The 12,606-nt window shown below is 34.5% G+C and carries 8 protein-coding genes; 7 read left to right on the plus strand and 1 reads right to left on the minus strand.

Annotation, left to right across the window (positions count from 1 at the left end; all coding sequences use genetic code 11):
• The first annotated feature begins 177 nt into the window (after positions 1-177).
• The 5 genes from LZQ00_RS10475 (at position 178) to LZQ00_RS10495 (ending at position 9,907) form a co-directional block, all read left to right on the plus strand.
• On the plus strand, positions 178-5,463 hold the full coding sequence (locus LZQ00_RS10475) for a translocation/assembly module TamB (protein WP_234509233.1): 5,286 nt from the start codon (positions 178-180) through the stop codon (positions 5,461-5,463).
• Positions 5,450-7,756 (plus strand): BamA/TamA family outer membrane protein, encoded by a 2,307-nt coding sequence (locus LZQ00_RS10480; RefSeq protein ID WP_234509234.1) that lies wholly within the window; start codon positions 5,450-5,452, stop codon positions 7,754-7,756. The genes LZQ00_RS10475 and LZQ00_RS10480 overlap by 14 nt, the downstream gene beginning before the upstream one ends.
• 129 nt (positions 7,757-7,885) lie before the next feature.
• Positions 7,886-8,824, plus strand: coding sequence for a malate dehydrogenase (locus LZQ00_RS10485; RefSeq protein ID WP_234509235.1), 939 nt, complete (start codon positions 7,886-7,888; stop codon positions 8,822-8,824).
• Positions 8,825-8,874: 50 nt separating this feature from the next.
• Positions 8,875-9,402 carry a helix-turn-helix domain-containing protein gene (locus LZQ00_RS10490; RefSeq protein WP_234509236.1) on the plus strand — a complete coding sequence of 176 codons (528 nt, stop codon included), beginning with the start codon at positions 8,875-8,877 and terminating at the stop codon, positions 9,400-9,402.
• A 61-nt stretch (positions 9,403-9,463) separates the two neighbouring features.
• Entirely contained in the window at positions 9,464-9,907 is a 444-nt protein-coding gene (locus LZQ00_RS10495; RefSeq protein WP_234509237.1) for an aspartyl protease family protein, read from the plus strand.
• Here the strand turns inward: LZQ00_RS10495 and LZQ00_RS10500 are convergent.
• Positions 9,893-11,113 carry an MFS transporter gene (locus tag LZQ00_RS10500; RefSeq protein ID WP_234509238.1) on the minus strand — a complete coding sequence of 407 codons (1,221 nt, stop codon included), beginning with the start codon at positions 11,111-11,113 and terminating at the stop codon, positions 9,893-9,895. The genes LZQ00_RS10495 and LZQ00_RS10500 overlap by 15 nt on opposite strands.
• A 169-nt stretch (positions 11,114-11,282) precedes the next feature.
• On the opposite strand from LZQ00_RS10500, the gene fsa reads away from it, so the two are divergent.
• Together fsa and LZQ00_RS10510 are read left to right on the plus strand one after the other, a co-directional pair.
• Entirely contained in the window at positions 11,283-11,942 is a 660-nt protein-coding gene (gene fsa / locus LZQ00_RS10505) for a fructose-6-phosphate aldolase (RefSeq protein ID WP_234509239.1), read from the plus strand.
• Positions 11,943-12,040: 98 nt separating this feature from the next.
• Positions 12,041-12,499 carry a Fur family transcriptional regulator gene (locus LZQ00_RS10510; protein ID WP_234509240.1) on the plus strand — a complete coding sequence of 153 codons (459 nt, stop codon included), beginning with the start codon at positions 12,041-12,043 and terminating at the stop codon, positions 12,497-12,499.
• Positions 12,500-12,606 lie beyond the last annotated feature (107 nt).

Consider the following 12,606-nt stretch of genomic DNA (forward strand, 5'->3'; position numbering starts at 1 on the left):
ATTGTTAACATTGTAAAGAATTCTCTATTTATTTTACGGATACAGGAAGAAACTTACGTATTCATCTCCTACGAATAAAATAGTTTTAATTGTGAAAAAATAATAAAAGCGTAAACATATTCGCTTGTTTTTACGTTATAATTATTAAATTGAGGGTTTATAAGACTAAAAGATATTTTGAATAAATTTAGCCGTATCGCACTAAAGACTATATTATGGATCATTGGGTCTGTAATTGCGCTCTTACTTCTAGCTATATTTTTGATCCGACTTCCTTCTGTGCAAAATTTCATAGCTGGAAAAGTTGCAAATTACGTTGAGGGCAAAATTGGAACTCCTTTTCATATCGGAAGTGTTAACATCGAATTTCCCAAAAAACTTGTTTTAGAAAACATCTATTTAGAAGATCAATCTAAGGATACATTGGTTGCTGGTGAGGCCATCAAAGTTGATATCAGTATGATGAAGCTTCTGAAAAATACAATTGAAATTCAACAATTGGAAGCTTCTGGTATTACGGCAAAAATCCGTCGATCGATGCCTGACAGTAGTTTCAATTTTGATTATATCGTCAAAGCTTTCGCTAGTCCAGAAGAAGACAAAATAAAATCCGATACTTCGTCAGCAATGGTTTTCAACCTTGATAAGGTATTATTTGAACGCTTTCATGTTGTTTATGCAGATGATGTAATCGGTACAAGTGCTGATGTTTACTTAAAGCATTTTGATACTCAGGTCAAAAAATTTGATTTGACTAAAAATATGGCATTTGATATGCCAAAAGTTAATATTGATGGCCTTGCTGCTATCGTCACCCAATGGAACCCTGTCAAAGATGGTGCTGGACCAAGTGTTGAAGATTTTGGGATTACAGATTCTACAGCTATTGCAACTTTTCTGCTCCCTGATATTGGAATCAATACTGCTGACCTTAAAAATATCAATGTCAAATACGAAGACAAATCATCCAAACTCCGGACACGATTTGCTATTGATAAATTATATGCTGAAATCAACAAAGTGGATCTCAATAAAGAAATTGTTGACATTCAAAAAATAAGTTTAGCTGGATCAGATGCAGAGGTATTATTCGATAAAATCGCGCAGGTAAAGAAAACTACAACTGCGGATAAAAAAGCAACTAGCTCAAGTTCAACTAAAATAAACTGGGTTGTATCCGCGCAAGATATCGACATCAATGACACTAAAATCAGGTATAAAGATGATAATGAGCCTCGAATAAAAGGATTCGATTATTTTAATATTAAAATTCCTGCTGTCACTGCTTCAATGACTGATTTATTCTATAGTGCTGATTCCATTAGTGGATCGTTGAAATCTTTGATTGCGAAAGATCAATCGGGTTTAGAAATCAAAAATCTGAAAGGTGATTTCATCTATACGAACACAGGTGCAGAAATCAAAAATTTATATGCCGCAACTCCAAGAACGTTATTACAAGATTATATCAAAGTTACTTATCCATCAATTGAAGCAGTTGTAGAAAAACCAGAACTTCTTTTTGTAAATGCCAATATCAAAAAAAGTCATGTCGACATGCGTGATATCTATTACTTTGCTCCTTTCTTAGATACAATGGAGGTGATGAAGCCATTAATGGACAAAAAATTCAATATTGACGGAAAAGTAATTGGAAAAATCAATGATCTGAATATTTCGCATTTGGATTTTAGCACCTTATCAAACACGAAAGTGCTTGCTAGTGGTCGCATAAAAGGACTTCCTAATATAGAGAAGATGACTTTAGATTTGAATATCAAAAGATTTACCTCAGGTAAGTCTGATATTGAAAAGTTAGTGGCAAAGTCAATGTTTCCTAAAAATTTAGAGCTACCTAACGCGATTGGTTTAACGGGAACATTTAAGGGGGGGATGCAAGCATTCGATACGGATATGTCCTTAGTAACAGAGAAAGGTACGGCAAAAGTAAACGGTAATTTTGCCATGACAAACCGTGATACGACTTATGATGCTTTTGTTTCCATCAAAGACTTCGATATTGGAAAAATCTTAAAACAAGATTCAACATTAGGAATATTATCCTTTGAAGCCAATGTTAAAGGCCATGGACTTGATCCTAAAAAAGCAATGGCCAATATTGACGGGAAATTGATCCGATTAGATGCACTTGGTTATCAATATCATAATATTGACATGAATATGGATGCTAATCAGGGCGATATCCAAGCCAAGATCAGCAGTGATGATCCAAATATTAGTTTCAATTTAGCTGCTTCTGCCGATATGAAGAATAAGTATCCAAAAGTCAATTTTGAACTGATGGTCGATAGTGTCAATCTCAAAAATTTACACTTGATGGAGGAAGATTTTCGCTACCATGGAAAATTAGTCGGAAATTTTGAAACTGCTGATCCCAATTATTTAAATGGAGAGGCACATATCAGCAATTCGTCCATTGCCTATAATAATGATCGTTATACATTGGATAGTATATCATTTATTGCCAAATCAGATACCAGCTCAAACCTCTTAATGGTTAAATCGTCATTTCTAAATGCCCATTTAATTGGAAAATATAAAATAATGGAATTAGGTTCTGCTGTTCAAGATATTGTACATGCTTATTATCAACCTGGTGCACCGATAACCATTCCAAAATACGAGGATCAACAATTTGAGTTTTCTGCACAATTAACAAGAACAAAGTTTATCAAAGACTTCTTACCAGATCTAACGGAGATGAAAGATATCACGCTGGACGGTATGTTTAATAGTAAAAGCAAATTGATTCAAGCGAAACTTAATGCTCCTAAAATTGTCTATGCAGGAACGGATATCAACAGTGTATCTCTCGATTTAACAACAGTAGATAGCACCATGTATTACTCTGCTTTAATCAATAAAATCAAAGTGAGTAATATCGAATTAATCAACACCGTATTCAGTGGTAAGGTTGTTAAAAACAATATGGATTTTGGTCTGTGGATTAAGGATAAAAAAGATAAAGAACAGTATCATTTGGGGGCTAATATGAAAGTGGATCAAGGTAACTTTCTATTTAGCTTAATGGAGAATGGATTAATGTTAAATTATGATAAATGGGATGTAGATAGTACAAATGTCCTTTCGTTTGGTAAATCTGGTATGCAAGCAAAAAATTTCAGGCTGGAAAATAAAGGGCAATTGCTAGAAATAAAATCGCAAGATAGTGTCTTGAACTCTCCTATTGACTTACTTTTTAAAAATTTTAGAATTGAAACCTTAAGTAAAATGGTTGCTGCAGATAACATGAATTTAGGGGGTGGAATTAATGGACAAGCAACCATTTCACGTTTGGAAAGTAATCCAGTATTTGTATCCGATATTGTTATTGAAAAATTCTATTTAGGAAAAGATACTGTCGGGAATATCAATATTAAGGTAAACAATGAAAAGGAGAATACCTATGCTGCTAATGTTAGTATTACCGAAAATGGCAATAATGTTAGTTTAATTGGGGAATTTATCAGCCCTCCAAAAGGAAAAGCTACTTTTGATGCTGTTTTAAATATTGCTCCTTTACAAATGAAAACAGTGCAAGCTTTTAGTTTAGGTTATTTAAAAGAATCAAAAGGAGAAGTACAGGGTGAATTAAAAATATCTGGTACTACTGACAGACCTATTATTAATGGGGATCTGAATTTCAATGCCGCAGAATTTAATGTTGCTATGTTGAATGCTGCATTTTTTATTGATGATGAAAAAATAAGATTTACAGATAAGGGAATTTCCTTGTCAGATTTCGACGTTAAGGACAAGAAAGGTAATATTGGTACATTGAATGGTGCCATTAATACGTCCAATTATATAGATTATGGCTTTAATTTAGACCTTAAAACGAATAATTTTGAAGTTGTTAATTCAACGCGTCAAGACAATGACCTATTCTTTGGAAAGATGTACGTGTCTTCAGATCTAAAAATTCGTGGTACATTGGATAAACCTGTTGTTGATGGGAATATTAAAGTGCAAGATAAAACAGATTTTGTTTTCATCATGCCAAACGATAATCCAGGGATGGTTGAACGAAAAGGTGTGGTGGAATTTGTTGATAAAAGTGATACCACCCAAGCAAATATATTTGCGCAACTGGATTCATTAACAACAACAAAATTGACAGGTCTAGATGTGACTCTTAATCTCCAAACGGACAAAAATGCGAAATTTAAAATTATCTTAGACGAAGGATCTCAGGATGCTTTAAATATCCAAGGGGAAGCAGAATTAAATGCTGGTATAGATCCTAGTAATAAAATGACGATGTCAGGAACTTATACTGTTGATAAAGGGAGCTATTCCTTCTCGTTTGGTCCTGTAAAACGTGAATTTACATTCAAAGAAGGTAGTACAATTACCTGGGCAGGAGATCCTTTGGATGCAAGGATGGATATTACTGCCGTCTATAAAGTGAAAGCACCTACCCTAGAGTTGGTACAAACACAATTAGGATCTGAAAACTCAAATCTATACAAACAACGTGTTCCTTTTAATGTTAATTTATTGATTACAGAACAACTTTTTCAACCTAAATTAGGTTTTGATATTGATCTGGATGAGAATAATGCAATTGTTTCTCAAGATGTAGTCAGTAAAGTCAATAATGGATTAGCACAATTGCGAGAAGATCCATCAGAAATGAATAAACAAGTCTTTTCTTTGATTGTATTGGGACGGTTTTTAGCTTCAAATCCATTTGAAAGTTTATCTGGTGGTGGTGGTGTTGAATCGATGGCTCGTAACAGTGTGAGTTCGTTATTAACCTCTCAACTGAATCGATTAGCATCAGATTTGATTAAAGGTGTGGAATTAGATTTTGATCTTCAATCTGCTGAGGATTATACCACGGGGGTAGGACAAACACGTACTGATTTAAACATCGGGGTTTCAAAAATGTTATTCAATGATCGATTGAAAATTACCATTGGTTCTAATTTTGAAGTTGAAGGAAATTCGAGACCTGGTGAACAAGCGGCAAATATTGCGGGTGATATTAGTTTGGATTATCAGTTATCTGTTGATGGCCGTTATTTTGCACGTGTCTACCGTAAAAATCAATATCAAGTTACCTTGCAGGGACAATATGTGGAAACAGGTATCGGATTTATCATTAATATGAATTATAACAAATTCAAAGAAATTTGGATGAATTCAAAACAGTTGACAGAGTATAATACAAATAGCAGGGGTTTTAGAAAACGTTTTAATGTTGAACGTATGGAGACCGACTCGGTTTATCGTGATAGTGTACGTTATGTTATTCGCGATAGTATTATGCGTCATGATCCTAAAAAATATAAAGAACGTTATTTGAGTCAACCGAAAAAGGAGAGCATACAAAAAACGAATACAAACAATAAAACAGACTCTACTAAGCAAAAAGTAGATACTATCGGAGAAAAAGTGATTAGAAATGAAGAAAAGGAGAATAATGAAAAAAAATAATCAGTTTATAATTTTAGTCCTATTCCTTGGACTTTTCATTGCTTCTTGTTCGACAACTAAGAATTTAAAAGAAGGTGAATCTCTGTATGTTGATGGTCATATTGATATTGAATCAGATACGATATCAAAGGAGCATAAAAAAGCGCTGTCAACACATCTAGAAGAGGTACTCATGCCTAAACCGAATAAATCCATTTTAGGATGGCGCTATAAGTTAGCTTTCAATAATATGGCTGGTAACGATTCGATACAAAAAGGCTTCATCCGTAAGCAACTAAAAAAATGGGGGGAAGAACCTGTTTTGCTAAGTGATGTCAATCGGGAATACAATGAGAACCTTATTCGAAACAGACTTGAAAATATGGGGTTCTTCAATGCAGAAGTTAAATCTGATACGACAATTGAAAAAAAAGAAGCTACAATCCATTATATTGCGACCCCTAATCTCATCTACAAAATTAAGTCTGTAAAATTTGATTTGGATAGCAGTATACAGCTGGGTAAAGATATTCTAAAATTTCAAGACAAATCATTACTTAAAGTTGGGAAACATTATAGTTTTGATGATATCATAAATGAGCGTGATCGGATAGACAATGAATTGAAGAATATCGGTTATTACTATTTTAGCCCAGATTATATATTGGTACAAGTGGATAGTACTGTCGGGAGTAATAAGGTCGATATGTATGTTACCATTAAACCTGAAACACCTGCAATTGCAAAGAGTCCTTCGAAAATCAACAATATTTATATCTTCCCAAATTATACTGGGTCAGGATCAGGCTACCAAAGAACACCTCGAAATGCGGTACTTTATGATAGTACCTATTATTTTATCGATCCAAGGAACACATTTAGGAAACCTGTTATTGCCAATCATATCTTCTTCAAAAAGGGCGATATGTATAATAGGGGCTCTCATAATAAGACAATCAGTCATTTGGTAAATTTGAATAGCTTCAAATTTGTCAAAAATAATTTTGTCGATAGCAAAGATGTCAAAAATGCACTTGATGTCTATTACTATCTTACTCCTCTTCCCAAAAAATCTATTCGTGTAGAGTTATTGGGAAAAATGGCGTCTGTATACAATGGATCTGAGATTAATGTCAATTGGCAGTTGCGTAACGCATTTAAAGGGGCAGAGACTTTGAGTCTGAATGTTTTTGGTGGTTATGAAACACAAACTGGTGGTAGTGTCAGCTTGAACTCTAGCTACTATCGCTATGGGGCGGATCTAACGCTTTCTTTTCCGCGCATCTTATCTCCCTTTAAAATAAGTCCTAGTCGTCGATTTATTCCGAAAACGTATATCAAAACAGGATTTGAGTTTTTAAATAGAATGAAAGCTTACACTTTACGATCGATTAACTTGGATTATGGTTATGTATGGCAAGAATCGGAAGAAAAACAACATGATTTGGGCTTGATAGAAATCACTTATGTACAGCCTAGTCGTATTTCTCCAGAATATCAGGCACAAATGGACACCGTACCGACGCTTAAGCATGCTATTGAGCCCCAATTTACAATTGGTCCGAATTATAACTTTACCTTATCCAATACCTTAAATAAGAATCTAAAAAACACCTTTTATTTTAAAGGTAATTTAGATCTGTCTGGTAATGTATTGGGATTAATTAAAGGTGCTAATTATAAAGAAGGTAAAACATTCAAACTATTAAATGCTTATTTCTCTCAATATATAAAAGTGAGTGGAGATGGAAGACATTACATGAAACTAAGTGAGAATTCACAATTGGCCTCTCGTGTAAGTCTCGGACTAAGCTATTCATACGGAAACTCAAACGCACTTCCATATCTAAAACAATATTATGTAGGTGGTCCTAATAGCATCCGTGCCTTTGCAGCAAGAGCAATAGGACCTGGAACACTTAAACCACAAAACATTGGAAGTGATAAATTCTATGCCGATCAAACAGGTGATATAAAACTGGAACTCAATACAGAATATCGTGCTAAATTAGCAGGTTTTGTACATTGGGCGGCGTTTATTGATGCTGGAAATGTATGGCTCCAAAATACAGATGATGAAAAACCTGGAGCAAAATTCAGTAAAGACTTCTTAACAGAATTAGCCGTTGGTGGAGGATTAGGATTACGGTTTGACTTTAGTTTCCTGATTCTAAGAACAGACTTTGCAATTCCATTCCGCATCCCTTATTTAGAAAAGGGAGATCGATGGGTATTTAAAGATATTGATTTGGGAAGCAAAGCATGGCGAAAAAATAATCTGATGTTCAATTTAGCCATTGGATATCCATTCTAAATAAAAAAGGAGAAACCGCGGTTTCTCCTTTTTTATTTAGTTATTTTTTATCAAACTTAATTGTATTCCTATTATTTATTGAGTAAATTCAAAGAAAATTAAATCACAAGGACCAAAATAAATAAGCTTATGAAAGTTACAATCGTTGGTGCAGGAGCAGTTGGAGCTACAACTGCAGATAATTTAATTAGAAGAAATGTTGCTGAAGAAATTATTCTTTTGGATATCAAAGAAGGCTTTGCTGAAGGCAAAGCACAAGATATGTCTCAAACGGCCGCCTTGTTAGGATTTGAATCTAAAATTAAAGGGGTAACGAATGATTACAGTGTTACGGCAGGATCAACAGTAGCCGTTATCACTTCAGGAATACCAAGAAAACCTGGAATGACAAGAGAAGAATTGATCGGAACGAATGCAAATATTGTTAAAACAGTCGTCGACAATTTAGTGAAATATTCACCTGAAATTATTATTGTCATTGTCTCCAATCCTATGGATACGATGACTTATTTGACGTTAAAAACTTCGGGACTTCCAAAAAATAGAATCATCGGGATGGGTGGAACATTGGATTCTGCTCGATTTAAATATCAATTGAGTCAAAAACTAAATGCCTCTCCTAGTGATATGGACGCTATTGTTATCGGTGGTCATGGTGATACAACCATGATTCCCCTTATTAACCATGCAACATGGAACAGTATTCCTGTTACGCAGTTTTTAACGGAGCAGGAACAAGATGAAATTGTACAGAAAACAATGGTTGGTGGGGCTACATTGACTTCTTTAATCGGTACTTCAGCTTGGTATGCTCCAGGGGCTGCTACAGCAGCAGTGGTTGAGAGTATTGTGCGTGATCAAAATAAATTATTCACTGCAAGTGTATTTTTAGATGGTGAATATGGTTTATCTGATATCAATATTGGTGTTCCTGTTATCATTAATAAAAATGGATGGGATAAAATTGTACCTTTGAAATTATCTGATGAGGAAAAGCAAAAATTATACAAAAGTGCTGATGCTGTCAGAATCATGAATAACGTATTAAAAGAAATTAACGTTTTATAAAAAATAACATGCAACTCTTTATAAAAAATATGGTCTGCAATAGATGTAAGATGGCCGTAGAAAATATACTTAAAGAGTTGCATATCCACTATAGTGAACTGCAATTAGGAATTGTTACTTTAGACACAGCATTAAAACCCGATCAAAGGAAGTTGTTACAAGAAAAGCTTCAAAACATAGGTTTTCAGTTGATCGATGATAAAAACACACGTATTATCGAAAAAATAAAGTTATTAATTATCGCCTACGTACGTCAACCCTACAATTTTTTGAATAAAAATCTATCCGATATTTTAACAGATAATTTGCATGTTGAATATAGCTCCTTAAGTGCTTTATTCTCCTCTATTACCGCTATTAGCATTGAAAAGTATACCATTTATCAAAAAATTGAATACATCAAAGAATTATTAATTTATGATGAGCTTTCTCTTGCAGAAATTGCAGATAAGCTAAATTACTCCAGTGCTGCTTATTTAAGCAATCAGTTTAAAAAGAATACAGGTCTAACACCTACGCAATTCAAAAATTTAAAAAATCCAACAGCACTTCGTCATACATTGGATCAGATTCAATAATAACATATAAAAAATATGTTCATCCCTTTCAGGATGAACATATTTTTTATATGTTTGAAGGATGGCAATCATACCCTTACGCGTTTTACAATTACAAGAACAAGGCACACACATCTTAGTTGAAGTAACATTATTTGATACGGTTCAAATTATGGTGGTAGATACTGGAGCTTCTAAAACTGTTTTTGATAAAAACCAGTTAGAAAAAATGTTTGCTGATCACTTAACATTAGAAAGTACAGACATACTTTCCACAGGGTTAGGAACGAACAGCATGCAGAGTTTTTTGATCAACATTCCAGTTTTAAAAATACATGATTGGACAATCAAGAACTTTAAAACTGCAGTTTTAGACCTCAGTTCCATCAATTATGCCTATGAGCAGATGAACCTATCTCCTGTCATTGGTGTTATCGGAGGAGATATCTTAGCGCCTTATGGAGCTGTCATCGATTACAAAAAAAGAACACTTAAAATTCTGAAAAGAAAGTTAAAACTTAAATAATCTTTTGTGAATATGTAATCGTAGATATAGGTAATAGGATAAAGCGATTAATAGTCCAGCAACTCCCATGACGTATAGTGTGCTTCTTAAACCAAAATAACTGGCAACAGCACCAATCAACAAACTCCCAATCGGGAAAATTCCTTGAAAAGCCATCACATAATAAGAAATTGCTCTTGCTCTATACATCGGCATGGCATGCGTTTGAATATAGGTGTTGATACTGGAATTTTGCATCATCATGGCAAAGGAAACGATAGCTGTATAGACTAAGGCTAGCATCAAAACAGAAGAATGGCCTAGTAAAAATAATGCTCCTCCCATTAAAAGAGCAGCTCCCATAACTTGATAACGCAGATTGGTACCTGATTTTAACCGAGCCATATTGATCGCTCCAATCATAGCTCCAAGACCTGCAGCACTTTCAAACCAAGAAAAGGTACTGGCGTCACCATGAAACATTTCTTTGGCTACTGCAGGCAATAAGGAAGTATATGGGATGACCAATAAGCTAGAAAAAGTCATGACTATAATGAGTGAAAAGATATGGGGAGATCGTTTTAAGTAGTAAAAACCTTCAACAAGTCCCTGCCAATTACTCCCCTTACTTAAACCAGCTGTATTTTCTGTGACTTTCATCATCCATAAGGTGATTAGAACAGGAATAAAGCTCAAAAAATTACTACTGAAACACATCATTTCACCATAGGTACTCAATAGAATACCACCGATAGCTGGCCCCACCATTCGTGCGGCATTAAATATAGATGAATTGAGCGCGATGGCATTCGGTAGATCTTTTCTATTATCAACAAGATGAACCATCAGAGACTGTCGTCCCAAAACGTCAAAGGCATTAATAACTCCTTGTGAAAAACCCAATATAGAAAGCCATAGTACATTCTCCATTCCCAGATAAACCAACAAAGTCAAGGTTCCTGCTTGTATCATCAAACCAATCTGAGTTGCAAAAACGAGTTTATATTTCTTATGTTTATCAACAAAGCTGCCTATAAAAGGAGATAGTACTAAAGATGGAAGTAGCGATATAAAAGAAACAAAACCTAACCAAAAAACTGAATCTGTGAGCTTATATACCAACCAACTAATGGCTACACGCTGCATCCAGGTTCCCATCAATGAAATAGCTTGACCGATTATATGTAATCTGAAATTAGGATATTGAAGCGAGCGAAATATCTGCATATCAATGGATAATAGAAATAAATTAAAGGAGTAACGATACGTTGACTGCAATTACTAAGCAATATTTGTGCAGTAATTTCAATTCAGCACAAGATTAGTGAATTTTAATCGATAACTTTGCCACCTAAAGGTAAATAAACCAAACAATTAACAATCAATTCAATACAAGATGAAATTTTTTATTGACACAGCAAACTTAGAACAGATCAAAGAAGCGCAAGATTTAGGTGTATTAGACGGTGTTACAACAAACCCAAGTCTAATGGCTAAAGAAGGTATTAGTGGTGACGAAAATGTTATCAATCATTACAAAGCGATCTGTGCTATAGTAGATGGAGATGTAAGCGCAGAAGTAATTGCTACGAATTACGAAGACATGATCAAGGAGGGGGAAGCACTTGCGAAGTTAGATGACAAAATTGTTGTTAAAGTCCCAATGATCAAAGATGGTATCAAAGCGATCAAGTATTTCAGCAAAAAAGGCATTAAAACCAACTGTACTTTAGTTTTCTCTGCAGGTCAAGCGTTGTTAGCAGCTAAAGCTGGTGCGACTTATGTTTCACCTTTCATTGGACGTTTAGATGACATTTCGACAGATGGTCTTGGACTGATTGAAGAGATTCGTTTGATCTATGATAACTATAGTTTTCCTACTCAAATCTTAGCTGCTTCCGTACGCAATAGCGCTCATATTTTAGGCTGTGCAAAGATTGGAGCTGATGTAATGACTGGCCCTTTATCGGCAATTACAGCTTTATTAAAACACCCTTTAACAGATAGTGGCTTGGCAACTTTCTTAGCAGATCATGCTAAAGCTGCAAGTAAATAAAATCGAATAAACGATCGTATCATAGCGGTCAAAAACAAGAATTATCAACTTGTTTTTGACCGTTTTTTTTTATAGTAATAATGATGTATTTTTGACTTATGAACAGAGAACAAGAACAGATAAAAAGCGTCGTTCAGAGTGTCGATTTTGCAGACCTTTTAAAGCAATATCATCTGAAAGTAACACAACCTAGATTGCGTACCTTGGAGATTATTTCAACTAAAAAATCGGCAATCTCACAACCCGAGTTAGAAAAATTAATCGGTAAGGAAATTGATCGTGTTACGCTATATCGTGTACTGTCTTCGTTTGAAGAAAAGGGAATTCTTCATAAAATTTTTGATCTCAACGGAACAGCAACTTACGCACTTTGTTCAACAAATTGCTCTGAACATGACCATCACGATCAACATATTCACTTCATCTGTCGGGTATGTAATTCGGTGTATTGTATGGACGAAATAACGCTTCCAAAGTTCAACCTTCCCAAAGGTTATAAGCTCGAATCTGTTGCCATAAATGCAGTTGGTCTCTGCGATAATTGTCAAGAGAAATAAAAAAAGAACACCTATCCACCTACAAAATTTGATGGTTTATGATCTCCATAAAACCATCATTCCATTTCAATATTATTTCATAAAATCAAGCTAATTACAATAAAAAT

The sequence above is a fragment of the Sphingobacterium sp. SRCM116780 genome, assembly GCF_021442025.1.
GTDB lineage: Bacteria > Bacteroidota > Bacteroidia > Sphingobacteriales > Sphingobacteriaceae > Sphingobacterium.

Excerpts from the sequence above, each read along its gene's own strand:
- LZQ00_RS10480 (WP_234509234.1), top strand. The coding sequence starts at position 5,450 with ATGAAAAAAAATAATCAGTTTATAATTTTAGTCCTATTCCTTGGACTT.
- LZQ00_RS10510 (WP_234509240.1), top strand. The coding sequence starts at position 12,041 with ATGAACAGAGAACAAGAACAGATAAAAAGCGTCGTTCAGAGTGTCGAT.
- LZQ00_RS10495 (WP_234509237.1), top strand. The coding sequence starts at position 9,464 with ATGGCAATCATACCCTTACGCGTTTTACAATTACAAGAACAAGGCACA.
- fsa (WP_234509239.1), top strand. The coding sequence starts at position 11,283 with ATGAAATTTTTTATTGACACAGCAAACTTAGAACAGATCAAAGAAGCG.
- LZQ00_RS10490 (WP_234509236.1), top strand. The coding sequence starts at position 8,875 with ATGGCCGTAGAAAATATACTTAAAGAGTTGCATATCCACTATAGTGAA.
- LZQ00_RS10500 (WP_234509238.1), bottom strand. The coding sequence starts at position 11,113 with ATGCAGATATTTCGCTCGCTTCAATATCCTAATTTCAGATTACATATA.
- LZQ00_RS10485 (WP_234509235.1), top strand. The coding sequence starts at position 7,886 with ATGAAAGTTACAATCGTTGGTGCAGGAGCAGTTGGAGCTACAACTGCA.